This is a genomic window from Shewanella cutis, assembly GCF_022410515.1.
Classification (GTDB): Bacteria; Pseudomonadota; Gammaproteobacteria; order Enterobacterales; family Shewanellaceae; genus Shewanella; species Shewanella cutis.
Genome location: NZ_JACSDI010000009.1, coordinates 77,433 through 101,263 on the forward strand (window position 1 = coordinate 77,433; position 23,831 = coordinate 101,263).

Sequence of the window (23,831 nt, forward strand, 5' to 3'; positions counted from 1 at the left end):
AATGCATAACCAAGCGCAGTCTGTCCCAAACTTAAAATCCCTATTAGTCACACTATTTAATCAACTCGGACTTAATGCCCAAGCCAAGAATATTGAACGCAGCGCATTAGTGGATAATGCGAGTTATTTAGATGCGTATGTCTTATTTAAAAAACATCATGTTGTGGCCGATTTACGCTCACTTGATCCCGAGATGCTCAGCCATACAATCTATCCTTTCCTGATCCTACCTGAAGAGGGAGAGCCGCAGATAGGACGCCGCAACCAGCATACCTATGAGTATTTAGGCCCACACCAACAATGGCAGCCACTCACACTCCCTTCTGATGGAAAAGTATTTATTATTAATGGCCTGCCTTCTACCAATCAAAAAAGGAGTCGCTTTGCCAGCCAATTTAAGCAGCAAAAAAAGTGGTTCAAACCCGTTTTTTTATTAAGCCTCGTCGCCAGCTTAACCGGATTAGCGATACCGCTTTTTACCATGGCGGTATACGACAGAGTCATAGGAGGACAAGCCCCCGACATTTTACCTGGGATCGCAATTGGTGCTTTGCTTGCTTTAAGCATTTTTATTTCTAGCCGATTGCTGCGAGCCAAAGTGCTGGCCAGCGCAAGCAATAAATTGGCGCGGGATCTGTCAGCCGTATCCTTTAATCAACTCCTCAGTATGCCGTTGATGATGTTATCCCGAGTTGGATTATCAAATCATTTGGCACGACTGCGTAACGCCGAAAAGGTGAGAGGATTATTGTCAGGCCCTAGCGGAGGTGGGCTGATTGATTTGCCCTTTACGATCGTGGCGCTTATTGCCATCACAGTTCTCAGTGGTTGGCTGGTATTAGTACCACTTTGTATGCTGATTCTGTTTTACCTAGTGATGAAAGCCCTAAACCGTTATACCCAAGCCGCCAGCCCAACCATCAGCAATGACTACCAAAACAGCCTCAATGAACTAGCCAAGAATGTATTAGAGCTGAAAACCGCAGGGGAAACCGAAGGCTGGTACGCAGATTTTATCCGTCGTTGCCGCGAGCACTGCCGTCAACAATTTTTATATGCCAAACGTAATGGGCTTAATGCTGCAGTTGCCCATGCCATGGGGCTAATGACGGCCTTAGTTACCGTGTTTTGTGGCATTTTTTTAGTGTTAAATCAAAGTATTTCACCCGGCGCTTTAATCGCCTGTGGAATGTTGATTTGGCGCATCACAGGCCCCGCCCAATTAGCCTTTTCTTCGGCGCCAAAAATTAACATGATAACCAGTACTGTCACTCAGTTTGATCGTTTTATGGAGGTGACGACCGAATTTAATCAACTCCGCCTCGATGGGCCTAACTTAAATAAAGCGCCTGCACTCAACTTTAAGCATGTCACCCTTCGTTACAGCGCAGAAGCTGAACCAGCACTCTCTGGTGTCACATTTGATGTTGAAGCAGGAGAAACCGTCGCCATTATCGGCCCTAATGGCAGTGGTAAAAGCACCTTATTGCTGACAGCCATAGGCGTGATTGATACCCAAGCAGGCTTTGTCACTTTAGATGGCAAAAACCTGAAACAGTTTGACCCAGAAGCCTTACGCCAATGGGCCGCATTCAGCCCGACCCACACCGAACTACTGCCGGGATCGTTAGCAGATAACTTACGTCTGGCTAAACCCGATGCCACTGATGAGGAGTTGTGCCAAGCACTGTATGAGGCAGGTGGAGACGCGTTAAAAGAAGTGCTCGGTGGCGATTTACATCGCAGTTTATCCGCACAGGGAGCCAATATGTTTTCGGTGGTAGGCAGTGGCTATATCAGCCTAGCTCGTGCCCTATTAAAAAAATCGCCTTTGCTTGTCATGGATGAACCCATCGCCAACCGTAATCCTTTTGCGAAAAAAACCTTTATCGAAACCTTAACCAAGTTAAAGGGCAAAACCACTATTTTATTTACTAGCCATGATCAAGAACTGATCCAACACGCGGATAAGGTCGTTATCTTAGATAAAGGCTCTGTGGTTTATGCAGGCCCTATCCCAAACAAACCCGTAGCAGGCGATGAACACCAATCAATGGCTAGCATGGAGACCACACACAATGAATGATCGTCAACTTAACCATCGTTCTTTGCCAGAACACGAGTTCACTCAAGCCATTGAAGCTCCTGCAGAAAAACGCATCATCAAACAAATCACCTACTTTATTGCCGGTTCAGTGTTCATTATGTTTGTGTGGTCACTGTTCACTAATATTGAAGAAATTGCCAAAGCGAAAGGTCAAGTTATCCCCCTTGGACATCAACAAGTGATTCAGAGTTTTTCAGGGGGAACCTTAGCTTCTATCTTGGTCTCTGAGGGAGATTTAGTGAAAAAAGGCGATGTGCTCGCCAACTTTATCGCCATCGATAGCCAAGCTGCCGCTGAAGAACTGGAAAGTAAACAAGCTAATCTGGTGCTCAAAATTGAGCGTTACAGTGCTTTTATCGAATCCAGAGAGGCCAACTTTGCTAGCTACCTTGAAAGTCATCCCAATCTTGTGAAAGGGCATATTAGTGATCTCGAACGGATGAATAACGAAAAACAAGCCATCATTCAATCTTCCCTCGCGGAAATCGCGAAATCGAAAGCCGAGTTGGCAAGTCTTGATCAAGAAATTCCACCACTGAAACATCAAATCAATTCAGCCCAACAAACCATCAATATGATGGAGTCGATCAAAGAATCGCAGGCAGTCTCTAAGCTCACTATGCTGGAATCGCAACAAAAATTGGACTCCTACATACGTGAACTAAAAAGTATGGAAGGTAAACAACAAGTATTGGCACGGGATATTGAAAATCTTCAACGGCAGTTGGAGCAAAAACAAGCCACATTGCTAAAAGAGGTTGGTGAAGCTCGCACAGATGCAGAAGCTGAATTATTAGGGATTACCGCACGTTTAAAATCCTCCGATTCGCAGGTGCAACAAAACACCATCACCTCCCCTGTTGATGGCATTATTCAGTCCATTCCAAACACCTCATCAGGGAGTGTGATTCAACCTGGAGGCACAGTTGCGGTGATTGTTCCCACCACGCCAACAGCCCTACTTGAGGCCAAACTCTCCCCTCGGGACATTGGCTTTGTCAGTGTGGGACAAAAAGCGCGTATAAAAATTGATGCCTTTGATTACAGTCGCTATGGGGCACTTGATGGTATCGTCAAACGCATCTCCCCAAGCACTGATGCTGATGAAAAAGGAGGCGTCTTTTATAAAGTACAAATCTCGATTGATAAGCCCTACTTTGGCGATCAACCCGATAAGCTGGAACTGATCCCCGGCATGACTGGCGAAGCGGATATTGTCACAGGGGATAAAACCGTCTTCCAATACCTGTGGAAACCCGTATTTACCAATGTGACTGAAGCCTTTGGTGAACGCTAGGGAGCACGAACTATGAGCCAAAAAAAACCATTAACGCTCTCAACCGCAAAACGTAAAAGTCGCATTTCAGCAAAACTCGCCAAAAAGTCTGAAATTGCCGCTAAAAAACTCGATAAAGATGTCGCCAAGCTCAAGGTAAAGGAATTTAGACAGGGTGAAGTCCAAAGCACTGCAAGCCCAGATATTGTGGCAAGCAAGTCTTGGCGCTTACCCTCGCACACAGCAACGCAGCTTGTTAATACCGAAGAATCGACAGAGCAAAAGCCTGATTCGCAATCCGCTACCGTAGACATTGATAACCGCCATGTACATGTAACAGCCCAGTCAGCTAGCTCTAGCACAGACTCGGAAAAAACCTTGTCAGAGATGCCACAGCAAGCGGATGAAACGCAAACCCAAAATGCCCCTAAGTTCCAAGATTATGGTTCGAGTGAATCAACCCATTTAGGGCAAGGTCCACACTTTGACGACACACAATTGCCCCTTGTTACCCTCAGCCAACTCCCTGAAATTGGACACGTTAAGCAGCAGATTGAACCGGCAGTATTAACGGTATCAATGGCAAGAACCACATTAATTCAAATTGTGCGCCCCCCAATCATTAGCACTGAACAGCGCACCCCACTCAGCATTGACGAACAAGCCACTCATCAATCTATTAAAGAAGATGCCCCAGTCGCGAGCATCTCTGGCAAACTGCACGCCCATGGGGGAACAGTAACCCCACTCCAATGGACGGTCGCAGAACATCAAGGTCAATTTGGTCGCCTTGATATCGATCCAACAACGGGCGAATGGCATTACCAACTCGATAACAATGCACTTAACACTGATGCATTAGCCGAAGGTGAGCATCAAACCGAACAATTTACGATTACCGTCAGCAGCCCCAATGGCGAACAAGTAAACACTGCCATCATCATCGATGTCGAAGGCAGTAACGATCTGCCCCATATTTTAGGATCTCACCTCGCCAGCATTAATGCGGCGGACTCCTTGCCTGCTGTTACAGGGCAGCTTCACAGTATCGATCCAGATCATAACGATGCTGCTTCTTGGGCAGTGCTTGATGGACAAGGTCAATATGGCCAACTGAGCATCAATCCACTCACGGGCCAATGGCAATACCAACTGAACACCCATGCAACCGCCACGCTTGCTCTAGTCTCTGGCCAACAGGTGACGGAAACCTTTACCGTCACCGCAACAGATCAATCAGGCCATCCTGTTAGCCAACAAGTCAGCATTCAAGTGAATGGGGCTGATAATACCGCCATCATTCAAGGTGATATGACTGGTTTAGTGACGGAAGATACTCAGGCTCTCAATGGCCAATTAACGGTATCAGGTCAATTAAGCATCCAAGATCCAGATAGGGATCAAGCCCATTTTTCGGCAGATTCATTACAAGGACAATTTGGCTATCTTACGATCGATGTAAACGGCCATTGGATCTACAGCGCCGATAACTCACTGGCCACCGTTCAAAGCCTTAAATCGGGTGAGCATCTTACTGATACTTTTACCATCCACAGCGCCGATGGTACCGCGCAAAACATCACAGTCACCATTAACGGAACCGATGATAAGGCCGAAATTTCAGGCACAACCTCAGCCTCACTCACTGAAGATAGTGACACATATCAAGGCATGCTTAGGGCCGATGGCAACCTTACCATCACAGATAACGACCACGGACCACACTTATTTACAGCTACAGAGCAATATGGTCAGTTTGGTACCCTCATCATTGATGAATTCGGCCACTGGACCTACACCGCAGATAACTCGCAGACGGCAATTCAAGCACTCAAAACCGGAGAATCCATCACTGATACCCTTGTGGTACAAACCCAAGATGGCACACGGCAAACCATCTCAATCACCATTCATGGTACCGATGATCACTCTGTGATTATGGGCACATCAGTAATGAGGGTGTTTGAAGACAAACGCCTTTCTCAAGGACTACTCCATACAGACGGTCAACTCTGGGTAAGCAATCCCGATACAGGGCGAGCAGGATTTGCAGCCGAACAGCTCCAAGGTCAATTCGGCATATTATCCATCAACACCCATGGCCATTGGACCTACACAGCAGACAACAACAATCCCAGCATACAAGCTCTCAAGCATGGTGAATCTTTAACTGAAACCCTGTTTGTACAGGCATTGGATGGAACAAGCCAAAAGATCGCCATTCTGATCAAAGGTGCTGATGATAAAGCGATTATCGGTGGAACCGCCACCGCAACACTTATCGAGGATCAGTCTGCCCAGCATGGGCAATTACAGGCGCATGGCGCACTCACCATTACCGACCCCGATGCTGACCAAGCCCAGTTCACGGCACTAACCGATGTCACAGGCAGTGCAGGCTACGGACATTTCAGCATAGACGCTACCGGTAACTGGACCTACACAGTAGATAACACACTAACAGCTATTCAGCAGCTCAATACCGGTGATCGCCTCACTGATAGCCTAACAATATCGAGTGCAGACGGCACAAACCACACACTAACAGTGACAATAACGGGCAGCAACGATGCACCAGTAGTGGCTCACAGTTTGGTCACAACGACTGCGACGGAAGATACTGCCTTCAGATTCAGCATTCCTGCGGGCACCTTTGCCGATATAGATACCGGCGATACATTGATCTTGAGCACTGGCAGCTTGCCAGCGTGGCTGCACTTCGATGCGGCTACCGGCACCTTCAGTGGCACACCAGCCAACGGTGATGTCGGCACTCAGCACATAACGGTCACCGCGACTGACGGCAGCGGCGCCCAAGTCAGCACCACGTTTGCGCTGAATGTTGCCAATACCAACGACGCACCGACGCTGAATGCGATTGCCTCGGTGCGCGTGACCGAAGACAGCGCACAGGCTACGGGTCAGTTCACCGCCACCGATCCGGACACCGGCGACACGCTCACCTACAGCATTGCGCAGCCGGTGAACGGCCTTACCGTCAATTCCGATGGCAGCTGGAGTTTTGAGCCTGCTCATGCGAGCTACCAGCACCTGACTGCAGGCCAGACCCAGGTCCTGACCATCCCCGTGACGGTCACCGACAGCGCCGGTGCGACTAGCACGCAAGACCTCGTGATCAAGGTCAATGGCACGAACGATGGCGCGGTGATTGCCGGCACTGATGTAGGTGCCGTAACGGAAGACCAGGCCGCGGGCGGCAGCCACTACCTGCAAGCCACCGGCACGCTCAGCGTCACCGATGTGGATGCGGGCGAAGCCGTGTTTCAGGCGGGCACATCCACCGGCCAATTCGGTGAGTTGGTGCTGCACAGTGACGGCCAGTGGATGTACCAGGCTGACAATGCCAACCCGGCCGTGCAGGCACTCAAAGCCGGTGAGCAGGCGACCGAGAGCTTCACCGTCACGTCCAAGGACGGCACAGCGCACAGTATCGTCATCACGATTACCGGTACCAACGATGCCCCCGCAGTGGCGCATGCTCTGACCACTACAACGGCCACCGAAGATGCCGCCTTCAGCTTCGGCATTCCTGCGGGCACTTTCGCCGATATCGACACAGGCGACACGCTGACGCTCACCAGTGGCAGTTTGCCCGCCTGGTTGAACTTTGATGCGGCCACCGGCACGTTCTCGGGCACACCCACCAATGGCGATGTCGGCACACAGCACATCACAGTTACCGCGACTGACGGCAGCGGCGCTTGGGTCAGCAGTACCTTCGACCTAGTGGTGAGCAACACCAACGACGCGCCCACGCTAAATCCAATCGCCTCGGTGCGCGTCACCGAAGACAGCGCTCAGGCCACCGGTCACTTCACTGCCACCGATCCAGACTCGGGCGACAGTCTCACGTACAGCATTGCGCAGCCGGTCGACGGCCTCACTGTCCATGCCGATGGCAGCTGGAGTTTTGATCCTGCTCATGCCAGCTATCAGCAGCTGCGCGCCGGCCAGACCCAAACCCTGACCATCCCGGTCACCGTGACCGACGCTGCCGGCGCCACCAGCACCCAAGACCTCGTCATCAAGATCAATGGCAGCAACGACGGAGCAGTGATTGCCGGCACCGACGTGGGCACACTGACCGAAGATCGCGTCAGCGGTGGCGGTCGCCAGCTACAGGCCGCCGGCACGCTGACAGTGGCGGATGCAGACGCGGGAGAAGCGGTGTTTCAGGCTGGCACATCCACTGGTCACTACGGCAACTTGCTATTTCACAGTGACGGCCAGTGGATGTATCAGGCCGATAACACGCAAGGCGCGATCCAGCAGCTCAAGGCGGGCCAGCAGGCCACCGAGCGCTTCACCGTGCACAGTGCCGACGGTACCGCGCATACGATTACCATCACGATCACGGGTTCCAATGACGCGCCGGTAATCGCCGCGCAAGCACAAAGCGTGACAGAGGATGGCGCATTACTCAGTGGCAAAATGATTGCCACTGATATTGATAGCGGTGACACACAAACTTTCAGCATCGCCAATGCCGTTGACGGCTTCACGCTGAATGCTGATGGCAGTTACAGCTTCGATCCGGGCGATGCTGCGTACCAGCACCTGGCTGCTGGCCTGACGCAGGATCTTTTGATTCCGATCACGGTCACTGACAGCGCTGGCGCCAGCAGCACGCAGAGCCTGCAAATCACCGTGACGGGCGCCAATGATGGTCCGTCGGTTGTTGCGGCTGACGCTGCTCACGCCGCAGATCTGTCTGGCACGCTTGAGGACACGCCGCACACCTACACCCAGGCCGATCTGCTGCGCCTGGTCGGTGCCACCGACCTGGACGGGGACTCGCTCGACATCCGTGCTGTCGCGGTCGACGCCACTTACGGGGCATTTTCCAAGCAGGCCAACGGCGACTGGCTGTTCACGCCGGCGGCCAATGCGCACCACGATGACATCCCGCTGACGCTTACCGTCAGTGACGGTCATGCCACCGTCACGGCTTATGCACGACTGGATATCTCGCCAGTCACGGACGTGGCAACCCCGACGCTGTCGGTGCAGGCTGAGCAGCATGTCATCCAGTTTGGTGACACGGGCGCGCCTGCCATCTACACCGTAGGCGGTATCCAGCACGCCGGCGACCTGCACGACTTTGCCATCGAGATGACGGTGGTGGGCGGCTCCCAGGTTGCCGTGCAAGGACACAACGGTCCGACCCTGGTCAGCTATGCGATACCCGGCGACCTCAATGCCATGTACATCTGGCGTCCCGAGAATCTGCAATTCCATATTGGCGGGCAAAACTACGACACCGGCGTTGACATCAGCCACGACACCGGCAGCCATCGTTACGGCTTTGTCTGGAACGGTGCCGCCGGCACCTTTGATGTGCTGCGTGACGGACAGGTTCTCAAGCATCTGGACAATCTTCCCAAGGGCGCGTCGCTGACCGGTGGTGGCGTGATGGCCTTTGGTAATGACCAGGACAGTCTGGGGGGCGGCTTCCAGGCTGGTGATGCCTGGCATGGCCAGCTGTTCAGCACCACCATGGCCACGGGTGGCGTAACGGCCGCCGAAATGACCCAGCATGCCTTGCGGGATCTGGCCACGGGTAGCGATCTGATTCTGGATGTGCAGGCGCAAGGTCCGCGGGTAGTGGATATGACCGGTCACCACACCATGGCGACCTCCGGGCCGGTGACGACGCCCACGACCCAGGTCGACACCCGTATTGCCAATCCCAATCCGGGGGCCTTGCTGCATTTGCAGCCGCAATTCGGCCCGCCACAGGATGCCGACGACAAAGTGACGGCAGCGGTCTTGAAGGGCTTCGTGGCCGGCACCGAGCTCAGCGACGGTCATGGTCACCAGCATACGGTCAGCGGGCCGGATGACCGGGTTGATATCACCCATTGGGATCAAACCGGGCTGACGGCGCAGTTGCCCATGGGCTCTCATGTGGGCGCCCTGCTGGTGCTGGAAGTCACCACAACCGGCCCCGGTGGCAACATCGCGACATCCAGTTCGGCTGTACAGGCGGTGAGCCTGAACTCGCCAGCCGACTCGACCGTCACCACTGACGTCACCATACAACTCGATATAGCGCCTACCGACAGTCCTGCTCTCATTGCCGGTCAGGACACCGGCAGCGTCACCGAGGACGTTGGCGTCACGCCAGCCGACAAGCTCGAGGCGCGCGGTACGCTGACCATCCAGGATCACGATCCTGGTCAGGCTGTGTTCGTCCCACAGACCGATACGCTCACTCAATACGGTCGCTTCAGCATCGACGAGCAGGGGCATTGGGTTTATCAGGCTTTCAATAGCCATTCGGACATCCAGGCGCTGTCCAGCGGTTCGACGCTGACGGACCTGCTGCAGGTAAGAAGTCCCGATGGTTCACAGCACACCATTACTGTCACGATTAACGGCAGCAACGATGCCCCGGTACTGACTGCGCAAGCCCAGGCCATCACCGAGGACGGCAGCCAGCTCACTGGCCAGATGGTCGCCACTGATGTGGACACCGGCGACACGCGCACCTTTAGCCTCGCCAACGCTGTGGATGGCTTCACGCTGAACACTGACGGCAGCTATAGCTTTGATCCGAGTCATGCCAGCTACCAGCACCTGGCGGCGGGGCAGACTCAGGATGTGGTCATTCCGATTACCGTCACTGACAGCTCCGGTACGGCCAGCACGCAGAACCTCACGGTTACGGTCACGGGCACGAACGATGCCGCCGTCATTACCGGTACGGACGCCGGCGTGGTGGCAGAAGACGGGGCGCTGCGCGCCAGCGGTCAACTGCTGGTCAGTGACGTCGATGACGGGCAAGCCAGCTTCAACGCTCAGGCACGCGTGCCTGGCCACTACGGCGTTTTCAGCCTGGCGGCCGATGGCACTTGGACTTACGACCTGAACAACAGCGACACCGATGTTCAGGCTCTCACCAAAGGCCAAAGCCTGAGCGACAGCATGGTCGCAAAAAGCGTGGATGGCAGCAGCCACACCATCACGGTCAGCATTCAGGGTCGCGACGATGGCGCCGTGATCGCCGGCGTGGATACCGGCCGCGTTACCGAGGACCAGAACGTCATTGCCGGCCAGCTGCAAACCAGCGGACAACTGACCCTGAACGATGCGGACGCCGGCCATCACCAGTTCACCGCCATGAGCCACGTTGCGGGCCACTACGGCAGTTTCAGCATTGATGCCAACGGCGCCTGGACCTACACAGCCGACAACAGCCAGGACGCGGTGCAGCAGCTGGGTCGCAATGACAGCCTGGTCGAACGCTTCCACGTCACCAGCGACGATGGCACCCAACACACCGTGCTCGTGACACTGCAGGGCAGCAACGACACGCCGGTCATCCAGGCCCAGACCCGTTCGGTCACCGAAGATGGCGCCATGCTCACCGGTCAGATGCGCGCCAGCGACACTGACATTCACGATCGCCTGCAATTCAGTACCACCGCCCACATCGCCGGCTTCACCTTGGCATCTGATGGCAGCTACAGCTTCGATCCGAAGGCTTCGGCCTATCAGAACCTGGGGGCCGGGGTAGCAGAGACCCTGTACATCCCCGTCACGGTGCGTGATCAGTTCGGCGCGCAGCACACCCGTGACCTGCTGATCACCGTCACCGGTACCAACGACGGCGCCATCATTCAGGGCAAGGACCACGGCGACGTGGTCGAGGACCTGAACCCGGTCAACGGCCAGCTGCGTGCCCAGGGCCATCTGGGCGTCACCGACGTCGACGCATCCCAATCGGCTTTCGTCGTACAAACCGACGTGGTCGGGCACTTCGGCCGCTTTAGCATCGACGCAGACGGCGCGTGGACCTACGCGGTCGACAACAGCAGCGACCGCGTGCAAGCCCTGCGCGAGGGCGCACAAGCGGTCGAGCACTTCGTCGTTCACAGCCTGGACGGCACCTCGCACGCCGTGCGTGTCATTGTGCACGGCAGCAACGATGCCCCGGTGGTTACATCCACCGCGCAAACGGCCATCGAAGATGGCGCGTTGCTGCACGGTCAACTGCGCGTCACGGACCGCGACCGTGGCGACAAAGCACACTTCCAGCTCGACCACCCCGTGGCCGGCTTCACGCTGGACAGCGATGGTAGCTACCGCTTCGACCCCAGCGACTCGGCCCACCAGGATCTGCGCCAAGGCCAGGTCATGCACCTAGACATCCCCGTCACGGTCACCGACGACGCCGGCGCCGTGGTGCACCACACCATCTCCATCACACTGACGGGGCGCAACGACGCCGCTGTGATCTCGGGCGCGGACCGGGCCGCCCTCACCGAAGACAGTGGCCTGCAGAACGGCTTGCTACAAGCCAGCGGCCAGCTCCAAGTCAGCGACATCGACGATGGCGAAGCCCACTTCACCGCGCAAAATGCCGTAGCCGGCAGCCGTGGCCTGGGCCACTTCAGCATCAATGCGGCGGGTCAGTGGATTTACACAGTCGACAATACGCAAGCGGCAGTTCAGCAGCTCCAGAGCGGTGACAGCCTCACCGAGCGCTTCACGGTCTACAGCGCCGATGGCAGCGCACACACGGTGAGGGTGACCATTGCCGGCAGCAACGATGCTCCGGTACTGACAGCTCAGACTCAAGCCGTCACCGAAGATGGCGCGAGGCTCAGCGGCCGAATGGTCGCCACCGATGTGGACGCGGGCGACACGCTCAGCTTCAGCCTGACCAATGCGGTCGATGGCTTCACGCTGAACGCCGACGGCAGCTACAGCTTCGATCCGGGCAATGCGGCTTATCAGCATCTGACGGCGGGACAAACGCAGGATGTGCTCATTCCGATCACTGTCACTGACAGCGTCGGAGCGAGCAGCACGCAGAACCTGACCATCACCGTCACGGGTAGCAATGATGGTGCTGTGATCACGGGGCATGATTTCAGGGAGTTGCAAGAGGATGTCAGAGTCCAGCCGGGCAATCGGCTTGCCGTCGACGGCGTACTGACCATCACAGATCCCGATGCCGGCGAGGCTCACTTCATCGCACAAACCGATGTGCTGGGTTCTGGCGGGTTCGGGCATTTCAGCATCAATGCAGACGGCCAGTGGCACTACGAGGCTGATAACAGTCAGAGCGCCATCCAGAGCCTGAGACCAGGCGATCCGCGTCTGATGGATACCTTGGTCGTGACCAGTGTGGATGGCACCACCCACACCCTGAGCGTCGCGATTCAGGGTATGGATGATGCCCCGGTACTGACCGCACAAACCCAAGCGGTTACCGAAGACGGCATGCTGCTCACCGGCCAGATGGTTGCGACCGATGTGGACACGAGCGACACGCTGACCTTCAGCCTCGCTAACGCCGTGGACGGTTTCACGCTCAACGCCGACGGCAGCTATAGCTTTGATCCGTCCCACGCCAGCTACCAGCATCTGGCGGCGGGGCAGACGCAGGACCTCATCATCCCGATTACGGTGACCGATAGCGCGGGCGCCACCAGCACGCAAAATCTCACGATCACGCTCACTGGCAGCAATGACGGCCCGCAGGTAACCCATGGCACGTCAGCTACGGCTGCCGACCTGGGCACCATCAACGAGGACACGCCGCGCGTGTTCAGCGAGGCCGATCTGCTGCGCCTGGTCGGCGCCAGCGATGTGGACGACGGGGCCCAGCTGCATATCGTGGCGGGTTCGCTGACCAGCGCGCATGGCACGTTCTCGGGCGATGCGGCGCACGGTTACACCTTCACCCCGGCGGCCAACTTCAGCGGCCAGGATGTGGACCTGCAGTTCAGCGTGACGGATGGCACGGTCAGCCGGGAAGCGCATGCCCAGCTCGACATCACGCCGGTGGCGGATGCACCGGACCGACTGGCGGGCAAGCCGCTGATCACCAACTTCGACAGTGCTGGCGGAACCGGAGGCTGGCGCACGAATGCAGGCGCGCAGATCCGCCTGGAAGGGAGCGATGCCGGGGGACAAGGCGTGGTTCTGATTCATGGCCAGAACACGGGCGTCCTGCACCAAGACCTCGACACCTTTGCCGGCCAGCGTCTGCAGGTGACTTTCGATTTGATGTTGGCCAATGGACGTCCCTTAAGCAATCTGGAGGTGGTGTGGGAAGGCAAGGTGATTGCCACGCTGGGTACATCTCATCAACTTCATGGGCGGTCTCACCACGTGCTTGATCTGGTCGCCTCCGGCCCAGGCTCGCGGCTGGAGTTCAGGCCCGCCGACAATGTCAACTACACCACCGGCGTCAAGCTCGACAATATCGGCCTGACCTTTGTCGACGTCCGCGCGGAACGTGAGGCCATCAGCAACCACGACGCACAGCTCCACCTCGGGAAGGAGTTCGTTCTCACGGATACCGACGGCAGCGAGAGTCTGCACTACCTGATCAAGGGCCTGCCGGTGGGCTTCACGCTGAGCGACGGCACGCACAGCGTCACGGTCGCGCAGGCCGATCAGGAGATCGACACCCGCGGCTGGCTGCAGGACGCGCTGCGGGTGCAGGCGCCGCAGGACTACGCGGGCGCGGTGGACATCCAGGTCACGGCCCGCAGCGAGGAGTCGGGCAACCAGCAGACCGCCGATGCGCCGCTGCTGCCGATGCGGCTGAACTTCGAGTCGGCCGATGTGCTGACGGTGGCCGAAGACACGCCAAAGACCTTCAGCGCCGGCAAGCTGCTGGCGCTGGCCGGTCTGGTGGCAGCACCCGGTCAGCCGTTGAGCCTCAGCGATGTGCAGGTGGATGCGGCCCTGGGCCACTTCAGCCACAACAGCGACGGCAGCTGGACCTTCACCCCGGCGGCCAATGTGTCGGCCGATCAGGTGCCCCTCACCCTCACCGTCACCGGTGGCGCTCAGCCGATCACGGCCGCCCTGTCCCTGGTCATCACACCGGTGGCGGATGCGCCGGTCGGCGGGTTGAACTTCAACACCGATTTCGATCATCAGGCCGTGGGCTCGGACGGCTGGGGGTTTGTCGACGGCGCCGGCATGGGCTGGCACACCGACTATGCCAAGGGCATCGAGGTGGGGCAGGACAAGCTCTACGGCGGCGCCAGCAGCAACCAGATCGTCGAACTCGTTGCTGGCGGCGGCAGCAACCTCTATCGCGTCCTGCCCACCACGGCCGGCCAGGCCTTGCGCTTCGGCTTTGATCTCTCGGCCCGCGCGGGCAATACGGTCGCGGCACTGGAGGTGGTGTGGGAAGGCCAGGTGATCGACACCATCAAGCCGGGCAGCGCCTTCGGCCTGGTGCACCATGACTATGACCTGGTCGCCACCGGTGCCAACTCGCGCATCGAACTGCGCGCCACCGGTGGCGATGGCCACGCGATCATCGACAACATCGCGATCAGTCCGCCGCCGGTAGTGGGTCTGGTCAACCATGCGGTGTCTCTGGATCTCGGACTGGCCTTCCAGCTCGTCGATACCGACGGCAGCGAGACCATCAGCTATCTGATCAAGGGCTTGCCGGTGGGCGCCATGCTCAGCGATGGCACCCACAGTGTCACCGTCGCGACCGCCGGGCAGGTGATCGATACCAAGGGCTGGCAGCTGGATACCCTGACCCTGCAGGCGCCCAGGGACTTCGAGGGCCAGCTCGATTTCAAGGTCAGCGCGATCGCCGAAGAGGCCGCCACGCACGAGACCGCGCTGTCGGCGGACCAGTCGGTACGCCTGACCTTCGAGCATCTTGAGACCGCAGAAGACACGCCGCGAACCTTCAGCGAAGCTGAATTGCTGCAATTGGCCGGACTCCGTTCGCCTGCCGGACAGACCTATGCGCTGAGCGATGTGCAGGTGGACCCGGCCTTCGGTCAGGTCACCCACAATGCCGATGGCAGCTGGACCTTCACGCCGGCGGCCAATGTCTCGGCCGATCAGGTGGCGCTGAATCTCACGGTGGCCGGTGGCGCCCAGTCGCAGCAGGTCGCCTTGCCGCTGCGGATCAGCGCTGTCGCCGACGCGCCGGTTTTGGCGGATGGCTTGAGCACGACCGATTTCAATCATCAAACCGTGGGCTCGGACGGCTGGGCCTTTGTCGATGGCGCCGGCCTGGGCTGGCACACCAGTTACGGCAAGGGCATCGAGGTGGGGCAGGACAAGCTCTACGGCGGCGCCAGCAGCAACCAGATCGTCGAACTCATCGCCAACGGCGCTAGCAATATTTATCGGGACATCCCGAGCACCGCCGGTCAGCGTCTGCGCTTCGGCTTTGATCTATCGGCCCGCGTGGGCAGTTCGGCCGCGGCGCTGGAGGTGGTGTGGGAAGGCAAGGTGATCGACACCATCACGCCGGCCAGCGGCTATGCGATGGTGCACCATGACTACGATCTGGTTGCCACCGGCGCCAATTCGCGCCTGGAGCTGCGGGCCACCGGCTCGGGCGATGGCCGCTCGCTCATCGACAACCTGCAGATCGGCCCGCCGCCGCAGCTGGCGCTGGTCAACCATGAGCTGCACCTGAAGCTGGACGACTATTTCCATCTTGTCGACCTCGATGGCAGCGAAAGCCTGAGCTACCTGATCAAGGGCCTGCCGGTCGGCTTCACCCTGGGCGATGGCACGCACAGCGTCACCGTGACGGCCGCCGATCAGGTGATCGATACGACGGGTTGGCAGCAGGACGCCCTGCGCATCCAGTCGCCCAAAGACTTCTCCGGCACCCTGGATCTGAGCATCAGCGGCCGCAGCGAGGAGGGCAGCAACCACCAGGCAGCCACCTCGGCCGAGCTGCCGCTGCGGCTGAGTTTTGAGCGTCTTGCGACAAGCGAAGACACGCCGCTGACGCTGGATGAGTCCAAGCTGCTGGCGCTGTCTGGCGTCGTGCCGGGCGCAGGCGAACATTTGAGCCTCAGCGATGTGCAGGTGGATGCGGTCTTCGGCCAGTTCAGCCACAACGCCGACGGCAGCTGGACCTTCACGCCGGCGGCCAATGTCAATGCCGACCAGGTGCCGTTCACGCTGACGGTCAGCGGCGGCAGCCAGCCCATCAGCAGCACGCTGCAACTGAGCATCACCCCGGTCAATGACGCGCCGGTGCTGGGCGACGCCACTGCGGCGGCGACCGAGGGCGGCGCCGTGCTGCACGGCCAGCTGAGCGCCACTGATGTGGATACCGGCGATACGCTGCACTACAGCCTCGCCCAGGCGGTGGATGGCTTCACACTGAATGCTGATGGCAGCTACAGCTTCGACCCGGGTCACGCAGCCTACCAGCATGTGGTACCGGGGCAGACCGAGCAGGTTGTGATCCCGGTCACGGTGACCGACGCCGCTGGCGGCAGCAGCACGGCGCACCTGAGCATCGCCCTGACCGGGACCAACAATGGCGCGGTGATTGCGGGCCGGGATTACGGCTCGGTGATGGAGGATTACCAGGTCACGAATGGCCGTCTGGAGTTTCAGGGGGCGCTAACCATCAGCGACCAAGATGCCGGAGAGGCCAAGTTCAATCCGGAAAACGCGGTGGGCACCACCTATGGCCGCTACACCATCGATCAACTGGGCAACTGGCTCTACACGGCGGACAACTCGTCGGACGCGATCCAGAAACTCAAGACCGGCGAGCACCTGACGGACAGTTTCACCGTGCACAGCGCGGATGGCACGGCGCACACCATCACCGTGACCATCCAGGGCCAGGACGACGCCCCGGCCTTTGTGCCCCATGCCGGCCCGGTGCGCTCGGACGATATGTTCGAGATGATCGGCCACGCTCTGTCGAACTCTGACCCGTATCTGCAGTACTTGTCGGACATGATCCTCAATGGCCGGGACCCGGCTCCTTTCGACCAAGCCATGGTGAGCATCAAGAATGCCGGCGTGGCGCTGATTGGCCCGGACGGGCATGTCGAGCACCAGTACCTGCCGCGCTCGATTGGCACCGAGGTCCCAATCATGGACCTCATCAACTGGCACGCCAAGGGCGCGGGCTATGAGGTGGTGTTCACCGACAATACGGCCCCGGCGGTGATGGTCTCGGCCCATAACCGGTACAACCCCGGCGGTCTCTCGGGGCACTATCCCTACACCAGCCTGCTGCTGCATCCGGATGAAAAAGCCTCGGCGCTTTACCCGGTAATGCACGAAGTGGCCGCCGCCAGTGGTGGCGCGGCTGTTCAGGGTGCGGTGGCCATGCCGCCGGCCGTGGCGCCCGAGCTCTTCGACGGCGGCCATGTGGTGGAAGACAGCGGCCAGCTGGTGACCGGCTTCATCGAGGTCAAGGACGCCGACGCCGGCCAGTCCGCCATGCAGCCGCAGACCGGCACGGCCACGCATTACGGCCGCTTCAGCATCGATGCCAACGGCGACTGGGTCTACCAGCTCGACAACAGCCGGCCTGAGGTTCAGTTGCTCGTCGATGGCCAGACCCTGACTGACATCATCACCGTGCACAGCGCAGACGGCACAACGCATGAGGTGAACATCACCATCCACGGACAGAACGACGGCGCGGTGATTGCCGGAACCGACAGCGGCACCGTGGTCGAGGACCATCACGTCACGGCGGCCGGCACCATTGTGGCCAAGGGCCAGCTCACGGTGACGGATGCCGACGCTGGCCAGGCAGCCTTCGTGGCGCAGAACGACATCGCCACCCAGTACGGTCATTTCAGCCTGGCGGCGGACGGCCACTGGACCTATACGGTGGACAACAGCCGTGCCGACATCCAGGCGTTGCAGCCCGGCGGCACGCCCGGCGAGACGGCCGATGTCTCGCAGGCGCTGGCGCTGACCCTGGCGCAATCCAATGAAGCCGGCTTCAAGGCCGTGGCAGAAGCCCTGGCACAGGGGCAGGCTGGCGCGTTGGCCGGTGTGCTCGACCTGAGCATCCAGGGTGCGGCCATCGTGCTCAGCGGCCCGACCGGTACCCAGCCGGTGGTCTTCGGGATGGATGGCCAAGGCCGCTCGACCATCGGCGTGGATGAGTTGCTCAGCTGGCTGCACCAGGGCAAGGGCTATGAGCTGCATCTGCAGGGCATGCAGAGCGATGTGCAGGTGTTCGTGCACAACCGTGGTGATGCCGCTGATCTGCATGCCTTGCCGCAGAGCGCGGCGGGCGACCTGGCCGACCCGGCGGGCAGCGCCCGGCACCTGGCGCTGAGCTGGCACACTGCCCCGCTGCCGGCCGAGCTGGGCGAAACCGTCACCGTGCGCAGCGTGGACGGTACCGAGCACCGCATCAATCTGAGCATCTTCGGCACGGCGGAGAATGCGGTCATTGCCGGGGTCGATACCGGCAGCGTCACCGAGGATTCCCATGTCACCGGTGCCGGGATGATCCAGACCCATGGCAAGCTCAGCGTCCAGGACCCCAATGCCGGGCAGTCCGCCTTCAGTGCGGTGCACCAGGTGGCGGGCCAGTACGGTCAGCTGTCGCTGGAGGCCGATGGCCAGTGGACCTACACCGCCGACAACAACAGCGCGGCGCTGAATGCGCTGAACAAGGGCCAGTCGGCGCTGGAGACCTTCGTTGTCAAGAGCGTGGATGGCACGGCGCACAGCATCAACATCACGGTCCACGGTGCGGACGAGAAGCCCGACCTCTGGCCCGAGATTGCCCGCAATCTGCAGGCCCAGAGTGGTATGGATGTTCGCGGTTACCATTTCATCGCCGAACGTGTGGCGGCGGGAGACTCGGATAGCTTGACCGACGTGGTCATGAATGTGTTCAACGGCAAGCCCACCGTGGTCGATGCCAGCGGCCATGTGCTGCACACCTTTGACCGTTACAGCAATTTCTGGGGTTATTACGTGCCGATGAATGAGCTGGCCGATCAGCTCAAGGCGCATCCGGGGGCCATGCTGGTGTTGCAGGGGCAGGTGGGTGGCAGCGCCAGCTACTACTTCCACGACGCCTATGACGAGATGAAGCTGAACTTCCAGGGGGCCTATCGCTACAAACCGTCCGACCACCCGATTGGCAGCCTGCCGATTGCCGGCCTCCCTCAGCCGGGTGGCGCTGCGCAGGCCAACGCGGCCGCCCAGCTCGGCGGCGCCGACAGCGGCAGCGTGCTGGCCGATGGCGATGCGCAGTTGCAGACCCAGGGCCATCTGACGGTGCTGGATGCCGACGGCGGCCAGGCGCACTTCAAGGCCGTGGGCCATCTGCAGGGGCGCTACGGGCATTTCTCGATCGACGAGCAGGGCAGCTGGCACTACCAGGCCGATGGTCACCAGTCCTCGCTGCAGGGACTGTCGGCCGGACAGCAGCTCATGGACAGCGTCACGGTCCACAGTGCGGACGGCACGGCCCACCAGCTCAATGTGCACCTGTTCGGCGGTGGCGCGGTGGAGGTGATCGGCATGGCCGATGTGCACACCAGCTTTGACAGCCAGGCCGTGGCGGCGGCCGGTTACGAGTTCGTCAACCCAGGCCGCTGGGACTGGCAGAGCGACCGCAGCGGCGGCGTGGAGCTGGGCGCGGAGCGCCTCTACGGCGGCGCCAGCGGCAGCAGCAACCAGATCGTCGAGCTGGTGGCGACGGCCGGGCATCCGGACAACTTGTACCGCGTCGTCAGCACCGCGCCTGGCGAGAGCCTGCACTTCGCCTTCGACCTGGGCGGGCGCAACAACTACGCCGGCGCCACCGTCGAGGTGCTGTGGGAAGGCCAGGTCATCGACACCATCACCGCGCCGGACAAGGCCTGGGGCCTGAGCCACCACAGCTATGATCTGATTGCCACCGGCACCGATTCGCGGCTGGAGTTACGCACTCAGGCGACGGACGGCAACCACCGCGTCATCCTCGACAACCTGGAGCTGGTCAGCCAGCGGCTCAGTACGGTCAACCAAGACCTGCCCCTGCATGTGGATCGCAACTACCGGTTGGCCGATCCACAGCCGGGCGAGCAACTGAGTCTGGATGTGAAGGGCTTGCCGGTGGGCTTTACCCTGAGCGATGGCGTGCACAGTGCCACGGTGGCCACGGCTGGACAGGTGATCAACACCCAGGGCTGGGACCTGCCCGCTCTGGTCGTGAGGGCACCCCAGGATTTCACCGGCGCCTTGCAGATTCAGCTCAGCGCCCATGCGGTGGATGCCGCCGGCCATGCCAGCGCCGCCGCTGGTGAGCAGGTGCTGCGCCTGGGCTTCGAGCGCCTGAGCGTGACCGAAGACACCGCGCAGACCTTCAGCGCGGCCCGGCTGCTGGCCCTGTCCGGCCCGCAGCTGCCATTGGGCGAGAGCTACACGCTGACCGATGTGCAGGTGGACCCGGCTTTCGGCCACTTCAGCCACAACCCCGATGGCAGCTGGACCTTCACGCCGGCGGCCAATGTCGCGGCCGCGTCCGTGCCTCTCACCCTGCAATTGGGCGGCGGCGCCCAGCCCCTGAGCGCCAGCCTGCACCTGGCCATCACACCGGTCAACGATGCGCCGGTGCTGGCCGCGCAGAGCGCATCAGCCAGCGAGGACAGCGCACCGCTGATCGGCCATCTGCAGGCCAGCGACCCGGATGCCGGCGATGTCCTGCACTTCAGCACCTCGGCCCAAGTGGCGGGCTTCAGCCTGCAGGCGGATGGTAGCTACAGCTTTGATCCCGGCCATGCCGACTACCAGTCTCTGGCTGAAGGTGAACACCGCGATATCCGTATTCCCATCGTGGTGACCGATGCCGCCGGCCAGCAGGCCACCCAGACCCTGACCCTGCAGCTCACCGGCCGCAACGATGCCGCCGTGATCAGCGGTGTCGATACCGGCCATGTGCAAGTCGGGGGGCAAGCGCAGGTCGACGGTCAGCTGCAGGTCAGCGATGCCGATGCTGGTCAGGCGGGCTTCCAGGCCACTCAGGTTGCGGGCAGTTTCGGTAGTCTGTCGATTGATGCCCAGGGTCATTGGCTGTATCAGCTCAATAGCAGCGATTCGTTTGTGCAGCAATTGCTGCCGCATTCCAGTCTGACGGACCAATTGAGCGTGCACAGTCTGGACGGCACGACTCACAACATTGATGTGCAGATCAGCGGTCCAGTGGCAGTACAACAGCCGCCGATCTATCAGCCACCGGTGCAGCAGGCTGTGGTGGTGCAGGGGCACGATGCTTACGCCAATATCCTAGCGGCCGTGCGCGCCGGAGGCTACCAGTACCAGGCCATTGCCGATGCGCTGGAGCACGGCGATCGCGCGCCCATGGCGAATGTGGAACTGGCCATTAGCGGCTCACATGTGCAGATCGTCGATGCTGCAGGTCATGTGGTGCAGACCTATGGGCCGCTCGGTGCCGAGTGGGCGGCTAGCGTGCCCATGGCTGATCTGATGCTCTGGCACGCCCAAGGGCACAGCATCATAGTCAACAACGACAGCGGCATGAGCAGCACCCATGTTTGGCTGCACGACGCGGGTGATATCCACAACCTACATATCAATGTCGCTGGCAGCGGCTTCAATGGTTGGGTGGGAGAGTATTCCCTCGGTGAGCTATCATTAAGCCCCGCCATCGCCTATCCCGCTCCCGCTCCCGCAGCCAGTGATGAGCAAGACGGTGAGCCTATTCAAATAGAGAACCTCAATGAGGTTATACAAAACGAAGATGGCATGCAGTTCATGAGCGTGGTCGGAGTAAACGCCAGTGATGATGCCGTAACAGGTAATAACGACCGCCCTCTCCTTTTGAATACCGCCAAGGGAGATATAGGGGACCTCAGCGAGCTGTCGTTATCTTCTCGTCATGGCAATCCTCTCACGACAACGGATGCACACTTTGCAGCCCAAGCTTCACCGGTTGATCACTACCTGCAAATGTTAGGACTTAGCCCAACGACAGTGAACCTATCTCCTTCTATGCCAGTGGAGTTATTGCCATCGCTATCCTCAAGCGATCACTTCAATGATATTGATGCACCGATGCACGCTATCCCTGAGGTGAACCATTTTGAAAACCCATTATTAGATAATGACAAGGAGCAACATAAAGATCGTCATTTCGACCTATTTGATGTAACAGAACTTCACACGAATCCGAATGACGATGACCTATTACATTCAGCACTCAACGACATGCACAACCAAATGTAATCAGGGGGCGAGAGTACCTAACATTCAATCCCTTAGCAGAGCATAACTTTAGCGCAATAGACCCTAGGGTCTATTGCGCTAAAAGTCCATCACCGACATTTAGGCCAAGGCACCATGCGCTGGGTAGCCAAAATGTCTACCCTCTTAAAAATAATGCAGAAAATCGCTCCCTACAGCCCCCTTAAACCCTTAAAAATCTGGCATTTATTTTGCCTAGTGAGTATATGTTCAATTGTGGCAATCTCTATGACCGCGGGCAAAACCCCAACCCATTTTACGACTCAACCATTAAACCGTGTACTCGGTGAAACCAGTGGCGCCTTTGCTGACTTAGGCACTTTTTTACCGTTAGTCTTGGGCTTAATTGCCCTAAACCAATTTTCGCCCCAAGGGATATTTTTAGGCTTTGGCGCATTCGCCATCTTTAGCGCCTTATTTTATCGCCGCCCTATTCCCGTTCAGCCCATGAAGGTCATCGCCGCCCTTGTGATCGCCCAAGGCTTAACGCCAGGGATGCTCCAAGCCAGCGCCATGCTGATGGGTATCATACTGTTAATGTTAGCGTTTAGTGGTGCCATCACTTGGCTTGCCAAGCAATTATCCCAAGCCGTCAGTGTGGGGATTCAATTAGCGATTGGTCTGCAATTGATGTGGATGGGCGCCAAGATGATGAGCGACTTTTGGTTGCTCGGACTCAGCGCGTTTGCCTTGCTATTTGCGAGTAAATTCTTACCGTTACGCTACCTTGCCATGCCACTGGTTATCGCAGCTGGCATGTTGTGGCAAGCCAACAGCCAAACCGACATGGCCACCAGCCTGAGCATTCCCGCCTTGAGTGCATCTTTGCATTTGGCTTGGCCGAGTCTTAATGAGTGGAGCTCGGCGGCGATTTTACTAGTGTTGCCACAACTCGCCCTCACCTTAACCAATGCGGTAATAGCAACTTCAGCCATGGCGCAGGAAAAATTCCCCGAAGACGCCGCTAAACTCACGCCTAAAAACTTGGCCATTAGCTCTGGGCTGGCCAATTTGTTACTCGCGCCTTTTGGTGCAGCGGCCATGTGTCACGGTGCGGGAGGGTTGGCGGTACAGTATCACTTTGGCGCACGAACTCATCTTGCGCCACTGATTTTTGGCGGCACTTGTCTTGTCATCGCCCTGTTTTGGGATAGCCAAATGGCATGGTTGCTCGGGCTTATTCCTGTAGCAATACTCGGCAGTTTGCTGTCCATCGGCGGTTTACAATTAGCGTGGTCAAAACGCCTGATCGACGGCAAGCCCTTCTGTATCTTTGTGATCTTATCTACCGCCGTGACCTGCCTTGCGATTAACGCCGCAGCAGGATTAGCCGTAGGGATTCTTCTTGAGCAGGGGCGCCGCACTTGGGCCATGCTCGCCATGCGTTAAGCGCAACGATATCCAAGAGAGTAAAAAAACACAGCGCATCCATGCGCT

4 protein-coding genes are annotated in these 23,831 nt (G+C 58.6%); all 4 read left to right on the top strand.

The annotated features are described in order from the left end of the window. Nucleotide 1: 1 nt before the first annotated feature. The 4 genes from H9J30_RS13330 to H9J30_RS13345 all read left to right on the top strand — a co-directional run bounded on the left by H9J30_RS13330 (nt 2) and on the right by H9J30_RS13345 (nt 23,783). Complete coding sequence (locus H9J30_RS13330; protein ID WP_240131448.1) at nt 2-2,086, top strand: peptidase domain-containing ABC transporter; 2,085 nt, start codon at nt 2-4, stop codon at nt 2,084-2,086. Further along, a complete protein-coding gene (locus tag H9J30_RS13335; protein ID WP_240131449.1) occupies nt 2,079-3,404 on the top strand; it encodes an HlyD family type I secretion periplasmic adaptor subunit in 1,326 nt (441 codons plus the stop codon). Before H9J30_RS13330 ends, H9J30_RS13335 begins: the two co-directional genes overlap by 8 nt. A gap of 12 nt (nt 3,405-3,416) precedes the next feature. Then, nucleotides 3,417-22,376: a VCBS domain-containing protein gene (locus H9J30_RS13340; protein WP_240131450.1), complete on the top strand. Its 18,960-nt coding sequence runs from the start codon at nt 3,417-3,419 to the stop codon at nt 22,374-22,376. A gap of 246 nt (nt 22,377-22,622) precedes the next feature. Then, nucleotides 22,623-23,783, top strand: coding sequence for a putative sulfate/molybdate transporter (locus H9J30_RS13345; RefSeq protein ID WP_240131492.1), 1,161 nt, complete (start codon nt 22,623-22,625; stop codon nt 23,781-23,783). Nucleotides 23,784-23,831: the final 48 nt, after the last annotated feature.